The sequence below is a fragment of the Frateuria hangzhouensis genome (assembly GCF_026410505.1).
In the GTDB taxonomy this organism is placed as follows: Bacteria; Pseudomonadota; Gammaproteobacteria; order Xanthomonadales; family Rhodanobacteraceae; genus Frateuria_A; species Frateuria_A hangzhouensis.
The window spans coordinates 157,568-180,294 of the sequence record NZ_JAPMIU010000001.1 but is presented as its reverse complement, the minus strand read 5'-3'; the positions used below and the strand labels follow the sequence as shown (position 1 = coordinate 180,294).

The window sequence follows — 22,727 nt, the reverse complement described above, 5'->3', positions numbered from 1 at the left end:
CCGCCGGCCGTGTTTCGCAGTTCTGCGGGATGACGGCGCGGGGACCGGCCGCTTCCTACGCCGCGGCGGCCGGGGCGGGCTCGTGCACGCGCAGCGTGAACAGCCCGGCCACCAGCAGGCAGGCGCCGCCCAGCGCCAGCGCCCAGATCGGCTGGTTGCCGAAGCACAGGCGCAGCAGCAGCCCCAGCACGCTGGCGGCGAGCAGCTGCGGGATCACGATGAAGAAGTTGAAGATGCCCATGTACACGCCCATCTTCGCTGCCGGCAGATGGTCCGACAGCAGCGCGTAGGGCAGCGACAGGATCGAGGCCCAGGCGAATCCCACGCCCACCATCGAGGCCAGCAGCCAGCGCGGGTCGCGGATCAGCAGGAACGAGAGCAGCCCCGCGCCGCCCAGGCACAGGTTGACCAGATGGCTGATGCGCAGGCCGAGGCGGCGCACCATCAGCGGGATCACCACGGCGGCCAGCGCGGCGAAGCCGTTGTACGCGGCAAACAACAGGCCGACCCAGTTGGCACCCTCGTTGTAGAGCGCCGAACCGACGTCGGTGGTGCCGTAGATGGTCTGGGTGACGCCGGCGGTGGTGTAGATCCACATGGCGAACAGCGCGAACCAGGAGAACAGCTGCACCCACGCCAGCCGCCGCATCGACACCGGCATGCCGTAGAGATCGCCCATCACCTCACGCAGCATGCCGTCGCTGCGGGTGGCGCTCAGCCACACGAACAGCAGGCCTGCGACGATCAGCCCGCCGCCCAGCAGGTAGACTTCCTTTTCCAGCGCGAAGTGGCCGATCGCGTAGAGCACCCCGACGCCGACCAGCAACAGCACCAGGCCCGGCCGCCAGGCGCGCGAGGTGTCCGTGCGCGTGTCCGGTGCCACGTTGTCGGCGAACGCGCGCAACTGCTCGGGCGGGTATTCGCGCGTGCTCAGGATCGTCCACAGCACCGCGCCCAGCAGCACCGCGCCGCCGGCGTAGAAGGCGTAACGGACCGTGTCGGGGATACCGCCGTCCGGCGCCACGTTGGCCACGCCCAGGTGCGCCAGCGCCCACGGCAGCATCGAGGCGATCACCGCGCCCACGCCGATGAAGAAGCTCTGCATCGCGTAGCCGGCCGGGCGTTGCTGCGTCGGCAACTGGTCGCCGACGAAGGCGCGGAAGGGCTCCATCGACACATTGATCGAAGCGTCCAGGATCCACAGCAACCCGGCCGCGATCCACAGCGCCGGCGCATTGGGCATCCACAGCAGCGCCAGCGAAGCGAACACCGCACCGATCAGGAAGTACGGCCGCCGCCGCCCCAGCCGGTTCCAGGTGCGATCGGAGAAATGGCCGATGATCGGCTGCACGATCAGCCCGGTCAGCGGCGCGGCGATCCACAGCGCAGGGATGTCGTTCACGTCGGCGCCCAGCGTCTGGAAGATGCGGCTGACGTTGGCGTTCTGCAGGGCGAAGCCGAACTGCAGGCCGAGGAAGCCGAAGCACATGTTCCAGATCTGCCAGAACGACAGCGCCGGCTTGCTGATCGCGGGACGTTCGTCCTTCATGGGGCGCCGTGGCCGGTGGCGAGCGGGGCGATCAGCAGATCATGCAGTGTCGCTTCGTTCAACGGCCCGGCGCTGCCGCCGCTGCCACCGGTGTACTGCGCGAAGTGCGCCAGATAGCTCATGTTGAAGCCGTCCTCCAGGCTGAAGCGGCAGCGGGCGCCGGCGCGGGCGTCGAGGCGGCCCCAGGTGGAAGACTGCACGCCGGTGCTGTGCGGCATCACCAGCGGCAGGCGCTGGTCGGCCGCCCCCTCGCAACGGACCACCAGCGTCTTCACCGCCGCGGTGATGCCGGTGTTGATCGGGCCGTGGCCGTTGGCGTAGTCGAGCGCCACGCGATAGCTGCCGGTGGCCGGCGCCGTCCAGGCGCGCGGCCAGTCGCCGGAAACCCTGGCCAGGTCGCCCACGCAAGCGGTGGGCGAATGCAGCGATTCGAGTCCGGCGGCACCGACGCGCGTGGTGGTAAGGCAGACCCGGCCGGGCTGGCGCGGCAACTGCGCGGTGCCGTCGATGTCGCCGTGCAGCCGACCGTCGATGTAGAGCCGCTGGCGGCTGTCCACCTCGATCCGCCAGCCGTCGCCGGAAGCCTCCACGCGCGGCGCCGGCGGGGCGACTGGCGCGTACAGCGGGGCATCCATGCGCAACGGCGGATCGGCGACCTGCACGGCCTTGAGCGTCACCGTGGTGGTCGCGCCCTGCGTGGTCGTGCGGTCGGCGACGAGCAGGTTGCCCTCGATCGTCGCGGGACGTTCCAGCGTGACGCGGCGATCCTTCAGCTGCAACGAGATCGCGTGCCGCTCGCCGAACAGCATCGGCACCAGCGACGTGGGCAGCAGCGGCTCGACGCGGCCGTCGCCGGTAAGCCCGAACACGCCTTCGGTCACCATCGCCAGGTAGCCGGCCACCGACCACAACTGGCGCGGCGAGTTGACCACCGGCCCGCTGAGCGGGCCTTCGTCGACGTGCTCGGCCTGGGTGAGCAGCTCGTAGTTTTCCATGTTCGAACCGTGCAGCGCGGCGCCGCGCATCACCGATGCGATCTCGTGCGCGATGTGCGCCGGCAGGCGGGTCGTGCGCGCGGCGCGCAGCGCATAGGCGCTGACGAACGGCCAGATCGCGCGGTTGTGATAGACCGGCTGGTCGGAGCGCTCCGGCCAGATCACCGGGCTGCCGGCCGGCCAGGTGGGGTAGTTGGCCAGCGCCTGGCGGGCGCGCTCGCCCTCGGCCACGCCGCTCTCGATCGCCAGCGCGGTGCCGAGCAGGTCGTAAGTGTCGAACGGCGCGCCGTCGCCGCCGAGGTAGCTCATGTACAGGCCGCGGTCGGCACGCCAGAAGCGGGCGTTGATCGCCGCCTTCAAAGCCTGCGCTCCGGCGCGGTAGCCGTCCGCGGCATCGGTGTCGCGGCGCTCGTCGGCCAGCTGCGCGGCCAGTTGCAGCACCTGGTAATGCAGCACGTTGGTCGACAGCGCGAAGGACTGCGCGATGAAGGTCACCCGCTGCGCGGTCCAGGCCGGGTAGGTCTGCTCGCGCCAGTCCAGGAACGAGGTCTCGCCGCGGTACAGCCCGAAGTCCGCGTCAAAGGCGTATTGCCGGTCCTGCGCCAGGGTGGCGCGCAGCGCCGCGTAGACCCGGCCGGCGAACGCCTTGTCGTCGAGCAGGTGGCGCGCGGCTAGGAACCACACCACGCGGTCGGTGCTGACCGGCCAGCTGCCGCCCGAACCGGTGTCCTCCATCGGGTACGGGCCCGGCGGCACGCCGGCCATGCGCGTGTCCGAAAGCTTGAACTGGAGCCCGTTGCGCGAACGCGCCGGATCCAATCGCCACAGGCCCAGGTCGACCGCGTAGGACAGGTCGCGCGTCCACACGTAGGGCCACTTCAGGCCGGTCTCGAAACAGTGGCAGGGGATGGGCTGGCCGTGGGCAAACGCGCCGTCGCGGATCTGTTCGACCGAGTCCTGCGCAAGGTCGTCCTGCGCCATCGCAAAGAGCCCGTCGAACAGGGCGCTGGCGGTGTCGCTGCGCAACGGCTGCGCCGTGATCGTGCGCTGCCCGGTGGGCCACGCCAGGGTGTAGCTGCCCTGCGCGCCGCGCTGCATGGCGACGTCGGTGCCGTGCCAGCGCAGGCCGTCGTGCCAGGCGGGCGGGGTGGTGGCGGCCATCGCCACGAGCAGCAGGCTCAGCACGGGCGGGCCGGACGGGAAGGGACGCGGGTCATAGGCTTGGGATCCCCAGGATGCGGCTGTTATGTCACGCCCCGGCGCATTGCGCATGCTGCGGTCGCAACATGCCCGCGGCCGCGCGGCCGAAGGCTCCGGGCATGGTAGGCAGCCCCGCGCGGCGGCGACCAGTGGTTGCATACGTATTCATGCGCCCGCGCGGAAGGCGCCGCGCCTTGTAAAGCGCGGGGCGATGGCGGCATAGTCGATCGACGTTGGACAACGGCAGCGGGAGCTTCCATGCGGGTCCGCCTTGAAGATGTGGCGCGTAAGGCGGGGGTATCGCCCAAGACGGTTTCCCGCGTGCTCAACGACGAGGCGAACGTCAGCGAATCCACGCGCCAGCGCGTGCGCGCGGCAATGGAGGCGATGGACTATCGCCCGCTGCCCTCGGCGCGCAGCCTGGCCGGCAATCGCTCGTTCGTCGTGGCGATGCTCTACGACAACAACGACAACCCCGCCTCGACCTACCTGGCCGAGATCCAGGACGGCGTGCTCGAGGCCTGCGACGAGCACCGCTACAGCATGATGGTGCGACCGTTGCGCATGCGCGGCGACGAGTTCGTGCGCCGCCTGGACGCGCTGATCTCCGACCACCACCCGGAAGGCGTGGTGCTCACCCCGCCGATCACCGACTACGAACCGCTGCTGCGTCGCCTGAAGGAGCGCAACCTGCCCTACGCGAGCGTGTCGCCGCTGCAGCACGACGGGGCGATCGGCGTAGCCATGGACGAGCAGGAGGCGGCGCGGGCGATCGTCGGGCACCTGCTGCAGTTGGGGCACCGGCGCATCGCCCACGTGGTCGGCATCGCCGACCACGGCGCCAGCCGCTGGCGCCTTGCCGGCTACCGCGAGGCGATCGCTGACGCCGGTATCGGGGAAGATCCGGCACTGGTGGTGCAGGGCGCCTTCACCTTCAGTTCCGGGGTGGCCGCCGCGCACGAGCTGTTCGCGCTGAAGGAGCGGCCCACGGCGGTGTTCGCCGCCAACGACGACATGGCTACCGGCGTGATGTGGGCCGCCGGCGAATACGGCATGAAGGTCCCGCACGATCTGTCCGTCTGCGGCTTCGACGATTCGCCGCTGGCGTGCCAGCTGTGGCCGGCGCTGACCACCGTGCGCCAGCCCAGCCGCGAAATGGGCAAGATCGCCGCACAGCAACTGCTGAACGTGCTGCGCGGGCAGGGCGGCGGGCGGCTGGTGCAGATTCCGTTCGCGCTGCAGATCCGCGAGTCGACTGCCGCGGCGCCCTGAGCAACGTCGATCGCATCGCGCAATCGCGAGACCGCCACAACGGCTCCATTGCAGGAGCGCACTTGTGCGCGACCGCCATGCCATGTCGAGGCCATACCGGCGCGCACAGGTGCACTCCTAAACGACTCCGGCGTCATCGCCACCGGCATGCCTGCGACCGCCGCACCGCTGCTCCCCCCCAACGCCCGGCCTTTATCAGGTTGACCCGGCGCCAGCCAATCTGCTGCACAGCGAATTGACAGCGCTGTCATTCCTGTCACTATGCGGTTTGTCACGCGTGCCACGACACGCCCGCCCGGGAGCTTCCCCGCCGTGCCTTCGCCGCCTCCACCATCGTTTCTGCATCGCCTCCTGCTGGCCGTCCCACTCCTTGGCGTGCTGCCCATGACCCTTGCTCCCGTGCTGGCGGCCGACGCCACCATCCATCCCGAGATCTGGCCCCGGGTGCGCTCGCCGCTGCCGCCGGACCCCGCGCTCGAGGCCCGCATCGACGCGCTGATGGCGAAGATGTCGGTGGAGGACAAGGTCGGCCAGATGATCCAGGCCGATATCAAACACGTGACGCCGGAGGACGTGCGCACCTACCGCCTTGGCTCGATCCTGGCCGGTGGCAATTCCGGCCCGGACGGCGGCCAGTACGGCACCGCGGCGCAGTGGCAGAAGCTGGCCGACGCGTTCTACGAGGCTTCGATGGACACCACCGGCGGGCGCCTGGCGATCCCGGTGCTGTTCGGCATCGATGCGGTGCACGGGCACAACAACCTGGTCGGCAGCACGCTGTTTCCGCAGAACGTGGGCCTGGGCGCCACGCGCGACCCGCAGCTGATCCACGAGATCGGCAAGGTCACCGCGCTGGAACTGCGCGCCAGCGGCATCAACTGGACCTTCGCGCCCACCCTCACGGTGCCGCAGGACGAGCGCTGGGGCCGCGCCTACGAGGGCTATTCGCAGGACCCGGCGTTGGTCGCCCGCTACGCCGGCGCGGTGGTGGCGGGGCTCGAAGGCCGCCCCGGCACGCCGCAGTTCCTCGATGCCAGCCACGTGATCGCCACCGCCAAGCACTTCGTCGGCGACGGCGGCACGCAGGGCGGCAAGGACCAGGGCGACGCGCAGGTGCCCGAGACCGTGCTGCGCGACGTCCACGCCGCCGGCTATCCGCCGGCGATCGAGGCGGGCGTGCAGGTGGTGATGATTTCCTTCTCCAGCTGGAACGGCGTCAAGATGGCCGGCAACAAGGGCCTGGTCATCGACGTGCTGAAGGGGCGCATGGGCTTCGACGGCATCGTGCTCGGCGACTGGAACGCGCACGGCCAGGTGCCCGGCTGCACCAACGAGGACTGCCCGGTGGCCTACAACGCCGGGCTGGACATGCTGGAGGCGCCCGATTCCTGGAAGGGTCTGTACGTCAACACCTTGGCCGAGGTGAAGGCGGGGGTAATCCCGATGGCCCGCGTGGACGACGCCGTCCGCCGCATCCTGCGGGTGAAGCTGCGGCTGGGCATGTTCGAGGCCGGCCCACCCTCGGCCAATCCGCTGGTGGCGCGCTCGGCCACGGTGATCGGCAACCCCGCGCACCGCGAACTGGCGCGTCGCGCGGTGCGCGAATCGCTGGTGCTGCTGAAGAACCAGGGCGGCGTGCTGCCGATCGATCCGCTCAAGCGCGTGCTGGTCACCGGCGACGGCGCCGACGACATTTCCAAACAGAACGGCGGCTGGACGCTGACCTGGCAGGGCACGGGCCTGACCAACGCCGATTTCCCCGGCGCCACCTCGATCTGGCAGGGCATCCGCCAGCAGGTGCAGGCCGCCGGCGGCAGCGCCGAGCTGGCGGTCGACGGCCACTACGAACACAAGCCGGACGTCGCCATCGTGGTGTTCGGCGAGGATCCCTACGCCGAGTTCCAGGGCGACCTGCCCAACCTGGCCTACCGCCCCGGCGACGACCACGACCTGGAACTGCTGCGCCGCCTGCGCGGGCAGGGCGTGCCGGTGGTGGCGGTGTTCCTCACCGGCCGGCCGCTATGGATGAACCGGGAGATCAATGCGTCCGACGCCTTCGTGGTGGCCTGGCTGCCGGGCAGTGAAGGGGAGGGCGTCGCCGACGTACTGCTGCGCACCGCGGACGGGCGTATCGCCCACGACTTCCACGGCAAGCTGGCCTACGCCTGGCCACGCACGGCGGCGCGGATTCCCGTGGCCGCCGCTGCGCGTGGCGAGGCGCCGCAGTACCCGTACGGCTTCGGCCTGACCTACGCCGACCACGACGTATCCGCCCCGCTGCCCGAGGTCGCCGGCGTGGACCTGAGCCGCGCCCGCGCCGGCATCTATTTCAGCCATGGCAAGCCAGCCCACGGTTTCACGCTGCGCCTGACCGGCGCCGACGGCGCGGCCGCGGACGTCACCGCCACGCCGGCCGCCACCGCCGACGGCAGCCTGCGCGTCAGCGCGTTCGACCGCCGGGCGCAGGAAGACGCGCGCCGGCTCGACTGGGCCGGCCACGGCAGCGCGCGCGCGGCGCTGGTCGCGCCCGGGCCGCTGGACCTGGAACGCCAGACCAACGGCGACGTGTTGCTGGTGACCACGCTGCGCATCGACGCGTTGCCGCCGCAGGGCGCGGCGATCGGCGTCACCTGTGGCGAGCGCTGCGGTGCGGACGTGCCGGTGGGCGAGCAGTTGTCGGCGCTGCCGCACGACCAGTGGCTGCGCGTGGGCGTCCCGCTGAAATGCTTCCGCGATGCCGGCGCCGACATGGCGCGGCTGGACCGCCCGTTCGTGTGGACCGGCCACCCCGGTGAGCGGATCGACATCACCGAAGTCTCGCTCGGCACGGTGGCGGACCAGACGCTCACCTGCGACGGCCCGGAGACCACGCCATGAACGCGATCGCCCTTGCGCCCGCCGCCGCCCGCGCACGTGCGACCACCCTGCTGACCTGCGCGCTGGCCGCACTGGCCGGACTGATGTTCGGGCTGGACATCGGCGTGATCTCCGGTGCCACCGCCTTCGTCCAGGCCGAATTCGCCATCGACGACCGCACCATCGAGTGGATCGTCAGCGCCATGATGCTGGGCGCGGCGCTGGGCGCGGCCGGTGCCGGCTGGCTGTCGGCGGCGCTGGGCCGCAAACGCTCGCTGGTGCTGAGCGCCGCGTTGTTCGTGGCCGGTTCGCTGCTGTGCGGCCTGGCCTGGTCGCCGGCCGCGCTGGTCGGCGCGCGGCTGGCGCTGGGCCTGGCCATCGGCGTGGCCACGTTCACCGCGCCGATGTACCTGGCCGAAGTGGCGCCGGAGCACATCCGCGGCGCGATGATCGGCACCTACCAGCTGATGATCACCCTCGGCATCTTCGTCGCCTTCCTGTCCGACCTGGCCTTCAGCTACACCGGCGCCTGGCGCTGGATGCTCGGCATCATCGCGATTCCCGGCGCGCTGTTCCTGCTGGGCATGCTGGTGCTGCCGGAGAGCCCGCGCTGGCTGCTGCTGCGCGGGCGCCGCGAAGAGGCGGCCACGATACTCTCGCGGCTGCGTGGCGACGACGCGGTGGTCGCGCGCGAGATGGCCGGCATCCAGGCGCAGCTCGAGGCGCCGCAGCACGGCTGGAACCTGTTCCGCCGCAACCGCAATTTCCGCCGCTCGGTGGCGTTGGGCGTGGCGCTGCAGGTGATGCAGCAGCTGACCGGCATCAACGTGATCATGTACTACGCGCCGCGCATCTTCGCGGGGGTGGGCTTCGGCACCAGCGCGCAGATGTGGACCACCGCGATCGTGGGCCTGACCAACCTGCTGGCCACCTTCATCGCCATCGCGCTGGTCGACCGGCTCGGGCGCAAGCCGATCCTGTATGCCGGCTTCGCGGTCATGGCGGTGAGCCTGGGCGCGGTCGGCAGCATGATGTACCTGGGCACGGATACGCCTGCCGCGCAGTGGTTCACCGTGGCCATGCTGCTGGTGTTCATCGTCGGCTTCGCGACTTCGGCCGGGCCGCTCGTGTGGACGCTCTGTTCGGAAGTGCAGCCCCTGCGCGGTCGCGACTTCGGCATCGCCTGTTCCACCTTCGTCAACTGGACGGCGAACATGCTGGTGGGCGCCACCTTCCTGTCGCTGCTCAACGGCATCGGCCACGCCGCCACGTTCTGGCTCTACGCCGGGCTCAATCTCGCGTTCATCCTGGTCACCGCGCTGTGGGTGCCCGAAACCCGCGGCGTCACGCTGGAGCAGATCGAACGCAAGCTGATGGCCGGCCACCGGTTGCGTGATATCGGCCGCTGCCGCAGGCCGTAGGGTGGGCTTCAGCCCACCTTTCCCGCACGGCCGATGGTGGGCTGAAGCCCACCCTACGCATCGCGCTGCTTGAAAAAAGCGCGCCGTTGCCGGGGCCTCCTTCGATAGCGATGCCGCGCGCATACCGCCACCCTACGCATCGGGCTGCTTGAAAAGAGCGCGCCGTTGCCGGGTCTCTTTCGATGGCGATGTCGCTCGCATACCGTCACCCGCCGACACCGTAGGGTGGGCTTCGGCCCACCTTTCCGCACGGCCGATGGTGGGCTGAAGCCCACCCCGCGCGCCTGCGCCATTAAAAAAAGGATGCCCCGTTACCGGGGCATCCAGTGGCGGCCGGAAGGGGAGATTTCCGCCGCCCGGGGGAGCGATGCGGCGACGGCGGCTAGAACCAGACGCCCACGCTGACGCCGTAGGTGCGCGGCGGCAGGTACTGCGAGGTGTAGATGAAGCTGCCGTCGGGCAGGGCGAAACGGCCCGCGCTGGTGCGCACCTTGCCGTCGGTGACGTTCTGCACGTAGGCCGAGACCCACCAGCGGTCCTGCGGCTCGGTGTAGCGCAGCGAGATGTCGCCGCGGCCATAGGCATCCTGCTTGTCGCCGTCGCCCAGGTTGAACGTGCTCAGCCACTGCGCACTCTGGTATTGGGCCGAGATGCGCGGGGTCAGGCGACCGCCGTTGCCGAGGCGGAAGTCGTGCTCGTAGATGACGGTGAGCGAGGCGTTGGGCGCATGCGGGAGGTCGTTGCCGGTGACGTCGACGCAGTTGCTGATGCCCGAGACCGGGTCGCAGGCGGGCAGGCCCTGGTAGTCGTTGCTGCCGGCGTAGAGCAGCGTGCCCAGTTCCTTCTTCGGGATCGCCGAGAACACCAGGTTGAACCGGTCGTCCTGGCCGGACAGCGCCAGCTCGGTCTCGAAGCCCCACACCTTGGTGACGCCCTTGACGTTGGAGAATCCCAGGCCGCGGTTGCCGTCGGGGTAGGTGATCGGCGCGGCGAGCTGGAAGTTCTTGAAGCGCTCGTAGTAGATCGCGCTGTTCCAGGTCAGGTGGCCGTCGAGGAAGCTGAACTTGGAGCCGACCTCGTAGTTGGTCAGCGTTTCGGGCTCGTAAAGCGTGCCGGCGTCCTGCGTGCCGCCGGACTTGTAGCCCGTTGAGACGCTGGCATACACGAGGCCGTGCGTGCCCACGTCGGCGTCCAGCCGCGCCAGCCAGGTGGCCTTGCTCTTGTCGTATTTCGCGTCGTTGACGGTGGAGACGTTGAAACCCACGTCGCCCGGTTCCACGTCCGGCGAGATCGGCACCTGCGGCACGGTCGGGTCGTAGGCCCAGCCCCAGCCGCGACCGCCCTCGTTTTCCTTCTTGTCCTTGGACCAGCGCGCGCCGCCGGTCAGGCGCAGTCGGTCGGTGATGTTCCAGGTGGCCTGGCCGAAGAATGCGGTGGTCTTCACCGTTTCCTTGGGCTGGATGAACGAACCCTGCCAGCTGACCGTGCCTTGCGGCGTCCCGTTCATGATCGGGATGTCGAAACGGATGTTGTTGTCTTCGGCCGCGTAGTAGGCGCCGAGGATCCAGTCGACCGTGTTGTCGCCGGCGGACTTCAGGTCCAGCTCGTGGCTGTAGCTCTTGTAGTTGGAAAAGTTGGTGCGGTCGGCCTGGTTGGCGGCGCCGGTGGTGAAGCTGGTGGGCACCTGCGCGCCGTTGTCCTGGTCGTAGTTGCTCTTGCCGGAGAAGCGGTTGTAGCCGGCGACGTAGCTCAGCGTCATGGTGTCGCCGATGTTGAAATCCATCCGGCTGCGCACCGTGTGGGAGTCGCGCTTGAGGTAGGGCGCGGTGTCGATCAGCGCCGACCAGAAATCCTGTCCCGCGCGCGGCTGCTGCATCAGGCTCATGCCGGGCGTGCCGCGGTCGCGGAAGTACTCGTAGGAGAGGTTCCAGGTGAACGCGTCGCTGGGCTTCCACAGCGCGCTGATGCGCGCGGCGGACTGGTCCTGGGCGTTGTACTTGTCGCCGCCGGTGACGTAGTTGCTGGCGTTGATCGGCTGGAACGTGTCCAGCGTGCCGCCGCTGGCGAGGTAGGTGGCCTGCTGCTGGGCGACGCTGGGCAATTGCCGGGTCGGATTCTGGTAGTCGACGTAGCCGTCGTGCTGCTCCTGCGCCACCGCTACGCGCATCGCGAACGTGCTGCTGATGGGCAGATTCACCATGGCGCGCGTGCCCACGCGGTTGTAGTTGCCCAGGTCGAACTGGGCATTGCCGAAGAAGCCGCCCAGGTCGGGCTTGCCGGTCTGGAAGTTGACCACGCCCGCGGTGGAGTTGCGGCCCCACAGCGTGCCTTGCGGACCGCGCAGCACCTCGACGCTTTCGATGTCCAGCAGCAGGCCGGCGGCCGCTTCCGGCCGCGGCGAGTACACGCCGTCGATGAACATCGCCACTTCCGGATCGGCATATTCGGTCTTGGCGCTGTCGTTGCCGATGCCGCGCATGGTCAGGGTGACCACGCCGTGGTCGCCCTGCGAAGTGGCCTGGAATCCGGGTACCAGCCGGGTGATGTCCTGCACGGTCATCACCCGTTCCTTCTCCAGCGCGTCGGCGCTGATCACGCTGATCGCGACCGGGGTTTTCTGCAGCGGCGTCTCGCGCTTGGTCGCGGTGACCTGCACGCCGTCGAGGTTGGTCACCTTTTTGCCGTCGGCTCCGTCCTTCGGAGCGGCATCCTGGGTGGCGTGGACGGCGCCGGATGCGAACACGGCAGCCATGGCGACGTACAAAGCCGAGTAGCGTAGTTTCATGGTGACCCCTCTCCCCAGATCGTCGTGGACATGCAGTAGTCGTGGACTTGCGGTAGCCTGCACATGACAGCGCTGTCAATTACGATGACAGCGCTGTCATGACAAGGGGATGCTAGCGCGGAAATCCGTGCTTGGCTTGTTGCTACGCAACATCGTCGGGAGAGTGTATGGCACGCATGCGCAGGATCCTGGTTGTCGGCGGTGGCACGGCCGGCTGGCTGACGGCCTGTTACCTGGCCAAGATCGTCAACGCCGCGGCGCCCGATGGCATCGCCGTGGAACTGGTCGAATCGCCCTACATCGCCCTGATCGGCGTGGGCGAGGCCACGTTTCCGTCGATCCGCGGCACGCTGGCGGCGATCGGTCTGGACGAGCGGCGCTTCCTGGTCGGCGCCAGCGCCACCTACAAGCAGGGCATCCAGTACGTGAACTGGGTGCGGCCGCCCGGCGCGGCGGGCGCGGACCGATTCTTCCATCCCTTCAGCCAGCCCAGCCAGCGCAGCGGCAGCCCGGAACTGCTGCCGTACTGGCTGCTCGGTGGCGCGCCCGAGGGCATGGCCTTCGCCGACGCGGTGACCATGCAACAGTGCGTGGCCGACCACGGCCGCGCGCCCAGACGGGCCGGCGATCCGGACTACCAGGGGCCGCTCAACCATGCCTACCACTTCGATGCCGCCTGTTTCGCCGCCACGCTGGCCGAGCACGGCCAGGGGCTCGGTATCAGGCGGCACCTGGCGACCGTCGAGCGCGCCGAGCTGGACGAGCGCGGCCACATCGCGCGCATCGTCACCCGCGAGCTCGGTGCGCTGTCGGCCGATCTCTACATCGACTGCACCGGCCTGCGCGGGCACCTGATCGGCGGCGCGCTGCACTCGCCGTTCCACAGCCGGCGCGACGTGCTGTTCGCCGACCGCGCCGTGGCGCTGCAGGTGCCTTATCCGCGCCCGGACACGCCGATCCTGCCGTTCACCCGCGCCACCGCGCAGGAGGCCGGCTGGATCTGGGACATCGGCCTGCAGCAGCGGCGCGGGATCGGCTACGTTTACTCCTCGCGACACAGTGACGCCACGCGGGCCGAAGAAGTGGTGCGCGGCTACGTGGGCCGGCAGGCCGAAGCGCTCGAGGCGCTGCACATCGGCTTCGAGACCGGCTATCGGCCCGAGCACTGGCGCGGCAACTGCGTGGCGGTCGGCCTCGCCGGCGGCTTCGTCGAGCCGCTGGAGTCGACGGGCATCGCGCTGGTAGAACTGGGCGCCTACCTGATCACCCACCTGCTGCCGGTCGAGCTGGACGAGATGGACCGCGCCGCCCGCCACTACAACGCCATGATCGTGGCGCGCTACGAGCGCATCATCGACTTCATCAAGATGCACTACTGCCTGACCCGACGCCGTGACCACGGGTTCTGGATCGACAACACCGATGCGGCAAGCATCCCATCGACCCTGCGCGACCGCCTGGCGCTGTGGCGCCATCGCCCGCCGCACCGGCTGGATTTCGTCACCGACCTGGAGATGTTCATGCCCGGCAGTTGGCAGTACGTCCTCTACGGCATGGAGTTCAAGACCGACCTGGACGCGATGCGCAGCGCCTATCCGCACCTGGCCGCGGCGCAGCGCGAGTTCGCGATGATCCGCCAGGCGGCCACGATGGCGCTGGGCGACCTGCCGGACCATCGTGCGTTGGTCGAGCAGATGTGCCGGGAACATGCCGCACGGAGCGGGCAGGGAATGGATCGGGCGGTGGCGGACGCGTAGGTCGTCCTCGTGGGCCCGCACCGCGGATCCCCCAACCTGCAAACGGGGGAGGTATCCAGAGTGCGGTTCAGGCCTTCCCCATGCTGGCGTCAGGTCCCACCGGCGGGCAGGAGAGTCGAACCTACGGGCGAACGTCCAGGGCGATCGACTGCGCCGTGCCGGCGGCAACCCGCACCCAGGTCACCGGGCCGAAGCGGTCCTCACCGACGGCCCAGCCATCGTCCTGCGAAGCACGCAGGGCATCGACGCTGGCGAAGGCTTCCAGCGTGCGGCCGTTGCTGCGCACCGCTTCGGCCGGCTGGCCGTGGAACTTCAGCAACCAGGATTCGAGCGCCGGGCGGAAGCTGCCCTGCGGCGCGGCGATAGCGAAGCTGACGGTGCCGCCGTGCGCCTGCATCCGCATCGACTGCAGGAAATATGCACCCTGTTCGTAGCCGTAGGTCGTGCCGTCGTCGTCGTAGTAGTCGAACTGGCTGCCGCCCGCGGCGGGGAACAGTTCCACCTGCAATTCGGTCAGCGGACGCTGGCCCACGTAGTCCATCGGCGGCGCCATCGGGATGATCGCGCCCTCGCGGACGTACAGCGGGATGTCGCTCCAGTGCTCCGCGTCAGCCTGGTGATGGATGGTCTGGCCGCCGGCGTAGTGCCTGCCGCTGAACCAATCGATCCACTCGCCGGCGGGCAGGTAGACCGGCTTGATCGTCTGGCCCTCATCGACCACCGGTGCCACCAGCAGGCTGTCGCCGAACAACCAGGCGTCGACGTCGTTGCGGACCCTGGGGTCATTCGGCCAGTCGAACAGCAGCGGGCGCACCAGGCCCATGCCGGTGGCGCGGCGCTGGTGTTCGTAGCTGTAGATGTAGGGGATCAGCGACTGGCGCAGGCGGATCGCGTCGCCGGCGGCCTTCTCGGCAATCGGGCCATAGACCCACGGCTGGCGCTTCTGGTTCAGCTCGCCATGCACGCGGAACACCGGCGTGAACGCACCGAACTGGATCCAGCGCGCGTAGTTTTCCGGTGTCGGCGTGCCGGCCTTGAAGCCGCCGCCGTCCATGCCCCACTGCATCGCGCCCACGTTGATGGCGCTGAGCATGCGCTGGCGCTGCCCGGCCATGGAAGCGAAACCGGTATGGATGTCGCCGGACCAGAGGCCGTAGGCGTAGCGCTGCGCGCCCAGGTAGAAATTGCGGTTGAGCGACCACACGCGCAGGTCGGAGATGGCGCGTTGGCCGTCATAGAGCGCGCGCTGCATGTCCATGTGCTGCAGGTCGATGGCGACATCGTCGGCCTCGTCGTTCCACCAGCCGACCATGCCGGTCTCGAAGGAATGCTTCAGCGCCTTGTTGAAGAACCAGGCGCGCGCGGCCGGGTCGGCGAAGTCGAGCTCGCGCACGGTCTTGCCGGAGAAATAATCCGGTGCGGGATCGCTCTGCGCCAGCCAGTAGCCGCGCTCGGTCGCCTCGCGGCCCTCGACGGTATCAACGTGGATGCGCGGCTTCATGATGCCGGTCAGGTGCACGCCCTGGGCGTCGAGCAGGGCCTTGAGCTTGCCGCTGTCACCGTCGGGGAACTTGTGCTCGTTCCAGCGGAACTCGCCGTAGTCGTCCTCGCCCCAGGCCTTCCAGTCGAAGTCGAGGGTGAAGTTGTCCAGCGGGATGTGCCGCTCGCGGTAGCCGTGGACGATGTCCAACAGCTCTTTCTCGTCGATGCCCCACTGGCTGTTGGTAAAGCCCATCGCCCATTTGGGAAACAGCGGGCTGCGGCCGCTGACCTGCGCCAGCGCGGCGAAGATGGCGTGCGGATCGCCGAGGAACACGTAGTAGTCCAGGCCGCCGTCGAACATGCGCGCATCCAGGCGCGTGTCGCCCAGCGCGATCTGGCCGCCGACGCCGTCGACCAGCACGCCGTAGCCGGCGGTCGTCCACACGAACGGCGCGCCCGCGTGGCCCTGTTCACCGGCGGTGATGGGCCGGTAACCGTCGCGCAGCAGACCGGCGGTGGCCGGATCGGTGGCATCGAAACCGCCGATGCCGTACATCGGCTCGCCCTTGGTGTGGATCAAGCTCAGCCGGCCCTGGCCCAGCGAGGGCAGGGCGAACTGGCGCAGCAGCGGATGCTGGCCGGGCACGCCGATCGACAGCACGCCATGTTGCTTGTCCCACAGCGCGTCCAGCTGCGCCGAGTGCAGCCGTGCGCCGGCGGCGTCCTGGGAAATCTCTGCGTCGGGATAGGCCGGGGCCTGCAGCGCCGGATCGATCACGATGGTCGGCGCCGAGGCGTGGCCGGCCTTGCGGAACTGCACGTGCAGCGTGCCGGGTGCGGTCAGCTCCACGCGCACCGTGTCGGCGCCGAGCAGGATGTCGAACCCGGGCGCGGCCGGCGTGAGGGAAGTGGGACGGGCCAGCGCAGCGTGCGCCCGGGCCTGGGAAAGCGATGCAGCAGCGGAAGAAGGGGACACCAGCAATACTCCGACGACAAACAACGTGATCGGCCCCATTGACGCGTGCTTGAGCTTTGTGAAGAGCGCGTGCAGGCGACGGGAGCCGGGCCCATAGTAGGGGCCATGGCGAGCGTCGCAACACCCGTCTGCATACGTATTCATCTGTGACATGGCGCGGTTTTCCGATGGTGCGGTGCACGATGTGGCGGCAATGGGCCCGAGGGTGCTTTTGTAGGAGCGCACCTGGGCGCGACCGTGCGGCATGGCGGTCGCGCCCAGGTGCGCTCTTACAGGAAATGCTCGGCGACATTTCACTGGAGAATCGCCGCAGCGTAGGCGGGCAACTGCAGTTCGCCGGCGGCGATGCGGGCTTCGGGCTGGCTGGTCAGCCGGATGTGGCCGAAACGCGCCAGCACACCCGCCAGCTTCAATCTTTGCGGCTCGTGCGAAAGGTTGTGCACGACCAGCACGTCGTTGCCGGCGTCGGCCAGTTCCCAGACGGCCAGCCGGGGGTTGGCCACGGCAGGCACGCTGAGGGCGCCGTCACGCAGCACGGGCAATTCGCGGCGCCAGCCGATCAGCATGCGATACCAGGCGAGCAGCGAATGCCCGTCGTCCTGCTGGGCTTCCACCGAAACCTCGGGGCCGTCGCCGGCGCTGAACCGCTTCCAGCGGCTCTCGCCCGGACCATGCGGATCGCGGTGCCAGCGCATCGGTTCGCGCAGGTCGGGATCGGGTTTGCGCCCGCGCATGCCCAGTTCCTCGCCGTAATAGATGAACGGCCGGCCGGGCAGGGTGAGCAGCATCGCCGCGGCCGTGCGCATGTGCGAAGCGTCGCCGCCGAGCTGGCTCATCACCCGCTCCTGGTCGTGGTTGGACAGGAAGGGCGCGTCCTGGCCGGCGGGAACCGCTGCGGCGATGCGCCGGAGCAGTTCGCCGAGGCCGTCGTTGCGTTCGTTGCGCGCGCTCAGCACCAGTTGTGTGGCGAGCGGAAAATCGAATACCGCGTCGAGCGGGCCGAACCAGGGTGCCAGTTGGCCCGGCTCGTCGCGGGTCACTTCGCCGATCAGGTAAACGTCCGGGCGCACGGCGCTCATCGCGTCATGGAACGCGCCCCACCAGGCGAGGTTGCGCCGCTGCCGGGCCGGATCATCGGCGCTGGCGGCGAAGTCCTCGTAGACGTGCCGGGCGGCATCGAGGCGAAAGCCGTCCACGCCCTGCGCCAGCCAGTAGCGGCCGATATCGGTCACTGCCTTGCGCACGGCAGGCGTATCGAAGTCCAGGTCCGGCATGTCGCCGCTGAAGATGCCCAAGTAGTGCTGCTTGCCCAGTGCATGCCAGGCCGGGCCGCCGGTGGCGCTGGCCGCGTGCAGGTCGGTGCCGGCGCCGGCCCAGCCGTACCAGGCGTGGTGCGGATCGCCCGAATCGCGTGCAGCGCGGAACCACGGGTGGCGGTCGCTGGTGTGGTTGACCACCAGGTCCATGATCACGCGGATATCGCGCGCGTGCGCCGCGGCCAGCAATCGCTGGAAGTCCGCCAGCGTGCCGTATTGCGGATTGATCGCGCGGTAGTCGGTGACGTCGTAGCCGTGGTAGCTGGGCGAGGGGTTGATCGGCATCAGCCAGATGCCGTCGACGCCCAGCGACTTCAGGTAGTCGAGCTTGGCGGTGACGCCGTTGAGGTCGCCGATGCCGTCGCCGTCGGTGTCGTACCACGCGCGCACGAAGATCTCGTACCAGACGCCGGAACGGGGCGGGTCGGGTGCCTGCGCGTAGGCACGCTCCTCCGGCGCGCGGTAGTACGCAGTGGCGCCGGCGACCGGCACCAGTACGGCAAACAGCACCAAGGCCAGCAGCGCTTGCCCACGCATCCGCATCAGGCGGCCGCCACCGTGCCGGACGCGGCGCAGTGCCGGGCGATGAACTGGGCATGCCCGGGCATGCCGCCGACGGCGCGATCGAGCAGGGTGCGGATGTGCGACAGGAATTCATCCAGCTGCGCCTGCGGCAGGGCGTCGGCCAACGGGTGATGGCCGGCGGGCACCATGCCCTGGCCGAGCATCACCTGCAGCCAGGCGTTTTCGGCGAACAACTCGTCCGCGTCGCGCACGATGCGCCCGCCGGCCTGGAACAGATCGAGCTTGCGCTGCAGCGGTTCGGGCACGGGCAGCTCCGCGCAATGCCGCCAGAAGGGCGTGTCGCGGCGTTCGGTGGCGCGGTAGTGCAGGATCAGGAAGTCGCGGATGCGCTCGTACTCGAAACGCGTCTGGCGGTTGTATTCGTCGGTGAGCGCGGGATCGAAGTTGCCATCGGGAAACAGGCCGAGCAGCCGGTTCACGCCGGACTGGACCAGATGGATGCTGGTCGATTCCAGCGGCTCCATGAACCCCGCGGCCAGGCCGAGCGCCACGCAGTTGCGGTTCCAGGTGCGCTTGCGCATGCCGCCGGTGAAACGCAGCAGGCGCGGCTGCTCGAGCACGTCGCCCTCGATGTGCTGCAGCAGCAGGTTGGCCGCCTCGTCGTCGCTCATGAACCGGCTGCAGTAGACATGGCCGTTGCCGCTGCGGTGCTGCAGCGGAATGCGCCACTGCCAACCCGCGGGCCGCGCGTTGGCTTGGGTGAACGGACGCAGCGGCTCGACGCGCGTGCTCGGTGCGACCATCGCGCGATCGCACGGCAGCCAGTGGCGCCAGTCCTCGTAGCCGGTCTCGAGCGCGCCTTCGATCAGCAGGCCGCGAAAGCCCGAGCAGTCGATGAACAGCTCGCCGGCGACGACCTGGCCGCTTTCCAACTGCACCGACTCGACAAAGCCATCGTGCGCGCGCAGGTTGACCTTCACCACCTTGCCTTCCGTGCGCTCGACGCCGGCGGCGGCGTGCTTGCGCAGGTGGCGGGCGTACAGGCCGGCGTCCAGGTGGTAGGCGTAGCGCAGGCCGTCGAGTGCGGTGCCGCCGACGCGCTCCATCGGCGCAAAGCGGTGTGCAGCGATCGCCTGCGCGTTCAGGGAATAGGCCCACAGGTCGGGCGCCGCCGGATCCTGGTGGCGGCTGCGCAACCAGTAATGGTGGAACGGCAACAGCCCCAGCGCCAGGCCGATGTCGCCGAAGGCATGCAGGTAGGAATCGCCGAGGCGATGCCAGTCGTTGAACTGGATGCCGAGCTTGACCGTACCCTGCACGGCGCGCAGCAGTTCGTTCTCGTCCAGCCCAAGAAAGCTGTTGATGAGCCGGATCGAAGGAATGGTCGACTCGCCCACGCCAACCGTGCCGATCTCGTCGGATTCGATCAGCTGGATCTTTGCCGTGTCACCCAGCGCCCGGGACAGCAGCGCCGCCGCCATCCAGCCCGCGGTGCCGCCACCAATGATCACGATTTGCCGGATGGGTGCCTGGTTCATGGGCATGCTGGACTACCGTGCTCGTCGCGGATCCCGGACAGCGGGTTGCGCGACCGGCCGAAAGAAAAAAGGCCCCGCCGATGTTGCGCGACGGGGCCTCGCTGGGGCAAGGCGAAGCGCTTACTGGAACTTGTAGGAGACGCCGATCTCGTAGCGACGACCGTAGCTTTCCCAGGTCAGCACCTGCCGCGGATCGTCGTTCTGGTAGGTCACGAACGTCTTGTTGGAGAGGTTCGAGCCTTGCGCGATCAGGGTCAGGCCGTCCAGCGGGCCGTGGTCGAAGGTGTAGCTGACCTGTGCGTCGTAGGTGCTGCCGCCCTCGATCGTCTGCTCGATGCGCGTCGCGCTGATGCCCGACACCTCGCCGAGGAAGCTGGAGCGGTAGCTGTCGCTGATGCGCGCCTCGAACCCGTTGTGCTGGTAGTACAGCGTGGCGTTGGCCGTCCATTTGGACAGGCCGGGCACGGTGATCGGATCGGCATTGTCGCCATACACCAGCGAGCTCTTGGTGTAGCCGCCGGTGATGATCGTGCCCAGGCCCGACAGCGCCGGGGTCAACTGGCTGAAGGGCAGGTTGAGGGTGGTCTGCAGGCCCTTCACGTAGCCGCGGCCGTCGTTCACCGGGCCGGAGACGATACCCATGGTGGTACCCAGCTGTTGCTGTTGCTCGGGCGACAGGTACGCGTCGGCGAAGGCGGCGAAGTCGTACAGGTAGGCGGCACTCGGATTGATGTAGTCCTTCAGTCCCAGGTAGTACGCCGACACTGCCACGTAGCCGGCCCCGCCGGAACGGCACAGGTCCGAGGTCTTCGACTCGGCCGAGTTGCACTCGTAGCCCGAGTCGTCGCCCGCGAAGTAGTGCTCGTAGCTGACGTTGTAGTTGTCGGCCATGGTCGGCAGCAGCCTGGCGTTGCCGCCGGAGGCGCTGAAGTACGACCGGTTCGGGTCGGTGTTGGGCAACTGCGTGATGTTGCCGGAGACGCCCAGGCTGGCGCTCATCTGGTCCATGCGCGGACGGGCCATCACGCGGGCGGCGCCCACGCGCAGGTCGTCCTGTTCGCCGAAGCCGAAGATCAGGTTCGCGCTCGGCAGGTAGCGGGTGAACGAGGTGCCGCCGGATACCGGAACGAGCGTCGCGTTCGAGCCGTTGGTGCCGCCGGCGCTGGCTTCCACGCGCTGGCCGTTGGAGGTCTGCGAGGTGTGCGCCGCCTGCACGCCGAAGTTGCCGCGCAGTCCGACGTTGCCCAGGGTCGTGTCCAGGTTGAACTGCAGGTACGAGGTGACGTCGCGCTCGTTGACCTCCCAGTTCGGCGGCACTGCGATGGAGGACAGCGCGGTGGGGAACTGTTCGTAGGTGCCGGCGCCGATCAGCTGCAGCGGGTCGTAGCAGACCTGCGAGCCGATGCCCATCCACGCCAGCGGGTCGCAGGTCGAGCCGGGGGCAGCGATCGACGGGGCGCCGTTCGGTGGGATCAGGAAGGTCTGGTCGATGTTGTAGGTCTTGTTGCGCGTGCCGCGCACCACGCCGAACTCCACCGACGAGAACGGGCCGCTGAGGAAGTCGCGCTCGACCGCCAGGCGCAGGTTCGCCAGGTGGTCGTCAGTGCGCGGGGCATTGATGAAACCCGCCTGCACGACCGGCGGCGTGGCGCCGGAACCCCAGCCCTGCGGGTCGGTCAGCACCATCTGGCCGGAGCCGTAGTCCAGCGACGGGTTCAGGTACAGCATGCCGTCGGACAGTTCGTCGAACACGATGCTGTCGGTCGCGCCGTTGCCCAGACCGTTGCCGGTGCCCGCGTAGCTTTCCACCATCAAATCGTGGCGCTGCGCGCGCGAGTAGCTGGCGGTGAGGCTGGCCGACCAGTTCTCGTTGATGCGGAGCTCGTTTGCCCAGTTGACGTTGAAGACCTTGGCGTTGGTCTTGTTGTAGTCGTTGCGCACGACCGCCTTGACGTTGCCGTAGGTGCCGTTTTCGACGAAGCCATCGGAAACACTGCCCTCGGCGAGGGTCACGCCGGAGCCCCAGAACAGCGGGAACTCGATGCCCTTGGCCTGCTGGGCTTCCTTGAACTTGTCGTAGGTCAGGTCGAGCGTGCTGGTGAAGTTGTCGTTCGGGCGCCACTGCAGCGTGGTCAGCAGGCCGTTGCGGTTCATCTGGTCGGAGATGCCGTAGTTCTTCGAGCCACCCACGACCAGGTTGCCGTTGGCATCCGTGGCATAGCCCCACGGCGCCTGGTGCTGGATCTGCGCAGGGTTGGACTGGAAGTCCACGCCGACGGTCACGCCGAAGGTGTGATCGGCGAACTGGTGCACCCACACGCCATTGACGTCGTAGCCGCGGTCGCCCACGCCGGGCCCGTCGGCAAGCTGCGAGGTGCCGTCCCAGATGTAGCGCGCGTTCATCGCGCTTTCCGGCTTGTCCTTGTCCAGCGGGCGGATCGTGTGCATGTCCACCGTGCCCGACAGGCCCTGGCCGATCAGGTCGGCCGAGGGGCTCAGGTGCACCACCACGTTGTCGAACCAGCTCGACGGATACTGGTCGAACTGCACGTCGCGGTTGTTGGACGTAGAGACCTGCTGGCTGCCGTTGACCAGCGCGGTCGAGAAGTCCGGCCCCAGGCCGTGGATGCTCACCACTTGCGGACGGCCGCTGACGCTCTGCACCGCCAGGCCCGGCAGGCGGCCCAGCGTGTCGGCGATGCTCACGCCGGGCAGCTTGCCGATCTGTTCCGCGGAGACTGCCTCGACGATGGCATTGGAGTTGCGCTTGAGCGCCGTGGAGTTCTGGATGCTGCTGACGAAGCCGCTGACCTCGACCGTTCCCAACTGGCGCGCCTTCTTGCTGGCGTCCTGATCGCGGCGGCTGGCATCGGCCTGCTGGCCGGCCTGGTCTTGCTGGTCCTGGTCCTGGCCTTGGGACGGGTTGTCCGATTGCCCGGCATCCTGCGGTGCGGCCAGCGCCATGCCGGTGAAGCAAAGCCCGGCGGCCATCAAGGCCAGCGCCATACGATTGCGTTTGATCAACATCTGCGTCTCCCCGCGGAAATGTCGCTCT

Annotated in this window: 11 protein-coding genes; 4 read left to right on the top strand and 7 right to left on the bottom strand. The window is 68.8% G+C overall.

Annotation, left to right across the window (positions count from 1 at the left end; genetic code table 11):
- Positions 1-55: 55 nt before the first annotated feature.
- Both OSC30_RS00740 and OSC30_RS00735 read right to left on the bottom strand, forming a co-directional pair.
- Entirely contained in the window at positions 56-1,549 is a 1,494-nt protein-coding gene (locus OSC30_RS00740) for an MFS transporter (RefSeq protein WP_267169920.1), read from the bottom strand.
- A complete protein-coding gene (locus OSC30_RS00735) occupies positions 1,546-3,705 on the bottom strand; it encodes an alpha-L-rhamnosidase-related protein (RefSeq protein WP_425474721.1) in 2,160 nt (719 codons plus the stop codon). Before OSC30_RS00735 ends, OSC30_RS00740 begins: the two co-directional genes overlap by 4 nt.
- Positions 3,706-4,002: 297 nt before the next feature.
- Here OSC30_RS00735 and OSC30_RS00730 point away from each other — a divergent pair, with 297 nt between their 5' ends.
- From OSC30_RS00730 to OSC30_RS00720, 3 genes are all read left to right on the top strand, one after another.
- Complete coding sequence (locus OSC30_RS00730; RefSeq protein ID WP_267169919.1) at positions 4,003-5,016, top strand: LacI family DNA-binding transcriptional regulator; 1,014 nt, start codon at positions 4,003-4,005, stop codon at positions 5,014-5,016.
- 384 nt (positions 5,017-5,400) lie between these two features.
- Positions 5,401-7,893, top strand: a complete 2,493-nt coding sequence (locus OSC30_RS00725) for a glycoside hydrolase family 3 protein (RefSeq protein WP_267169918.1) — start codon at positions 5,401-5,403, stop codon at positions 7,891-7,893.
- The gene (locus OSC30_RS00720) at positions 7,890-9,293 is read left to right on the top strand and encodes a sugar porter family MFS transporter (RefSeq protein ID WP_267169917.1); all 1,404 of its coding nucleotides are present in this window, start codon (positions 7,890-7,892) and stop codon (positions 9,291-9,293) included. The genes OSC30_RS00725 and OSC30_RS00720 overlap by 4 nt, the downstream gene beginning before the upstream one ends.
- Before the next feature lie 382 nt (positions 9,294-9,675).
- Here OSC30_RS00720 and OSC30_RS00715 read toward each other — a convergent pair whose 3' ends face one another.
- Entirely contained in the window at positions 9,676-12,078 is a 2,403-nt protein-coding gene (locus OSC30_RS00715) for a TonB-dependent receptor (RefSeq protein ID WP_267169916.1), read from the bottom strand.
- A gap of 167 nt (positions 12,079-12,245) precedes the next feature.
- Here OSC30_RS00715 and OSC30_RS00710 point away from each other — a divergent pair, with 167 nt between their 5' ends.
- Complete coding sequence (locus OSC30_RS00710; RefSeq protein ID WP_267169915.1) at positions 12,246-13,835, top strand: tryptophan halogenase family protein; 1,590 nt, start codon at positions 12,246-12,248, stop codon at positions 13,833-13,835.
- Between the two features lie 121 nt (positions 13,836-13,956).
- Here the strand turns inward: OSC30_RS00710 and OSC30_RS00705 are convergent, their stop codons facing one another.
- From OSC30_RS00705 to OSC30_RS00690, 4 genes are all read right to left on the bottom strand, one after another.
- Positions 13,957-16,293: a glycoside hydrolase family 31 protein gene (locus OSC30_RS00705; RefSeq protein WP_267169914.1), complete on the bottom strand. Its 2,337-nt coding sequence runs from the start codon at positions 16,291-16,293 to the stop codon at positions 13,957-13,959.
- Between the two features lie 293 nt (positions 16,294-16,586).
- Positions 16,587-18,146 (bottom strand): alpha-amylase family glycosyl hydrolase, encoded by a 1,560-nt coding sequence (locus OSC30_RS00700; RefSeq protein WP_267169913.1) that lies wholly within the window; start codon positions 18,144-18,146, stop codon positions 16,587-16,589.
- 5 nt (positions 18,147-18,151) lie between these two features.
- Entirely contained in the window at positions 18,152-19,672 is a 1,521-nt protein-coding gene (locus OSC30_RS00695; protein WP_267169912.1) for a tryptophan halogenase family protein, read from the bottom strand.
- 120 nt (positions 19,673-19,792) lie between these two features.
- Positions 19,793-22,699 (bottom strand): TonB-dependent receptor, encoded by a 2,907-nt coding sequence (locus tag OSC30_RS00690; RefSeq protein WP_267169911.1) that lies wholly within the window; start codon positions 22,697-22,699, stop codon positions 19,793-19,795.
- Positions 22,700-22,727 lie beyond the last annotated feature (28 nt).

Excerpts from the sequence above, each read along its gene's own strand:
- OSC30_RS00740 (WP_267169920.1), bottom strand. The coding sequence starts at position 1,549 with ATGAAGGACGAACGTCCCGCGATCAGCAAGCCGGCGCTGTCGTTCTGG.
- OSC30_RS00720 (WP_267169917.1), top strand. The coding sequence starts at position 7,890 with ATGAACGCGATCGCCCTTGCGCCCGCCGCCGCCCGCGCACGTGCGACC.
- OSC30_RS00715 (WP_267169916.1), bottom strand. The coding sequence starts at position 12,078 with ATGAAACTACGCTACTCGGCTTTGTACGTCGCCATGGCTGCCGTGTTC.
- OSC30_RS00695 (WP_267169912.1), bottom strand. The coding sequence starts at position 19,672 with ATGAACCAGGCACCCATCCGGCAAATCGTGATCATTGGTGGCGGCACC.
- OSC30_RS00735 (WP_425474721.1), bottom strand. The coding sequence starts at position 3,705 with ATGGCCGCCACCACCCCGCCCGCCTGGCACGACGGCCTGCGCTGGCAC.
- OSC30_RS00730 (WP_267169919.1), top strand. The coding sequence starts at position 4,003 with ATGCGGGTCCGCCTTGAAGATGTGGCGCGTAAGGCGGGGGTATCGCCC.
- OSC30_RS00710 (WP_267169915.1), top strand. The coding sequence starts at position 12,246 with ATGGCACGCATGCGCAGGATCCTGGTTGTCGGCGGTGGCACGGCCGGC.
- OSC30_RS00700 (WP_267169913.1), bottom strand. The coding sequence starts at position 18,146 with ATGCGTGGGCAAGCGCTGCTGGCCTTGGTGCTGTTTGCCGTACTGGTG.
- OSC30_RS00725 (WP_267169918.1), top strand. The coding sequence starts at position 5,401 with ATGACCCTTGCTCCCGTGCTGGCGGCCGACGCCACCATCCATCCCGAG.
- OSC30_RS00690 (WP_267169911.1), bottom strand. The coding sequence starts at position 22,699 with ATGTTGATCAAACGCAATCGTATGGCGCTGGCCTTGATGGCCGCCGGG.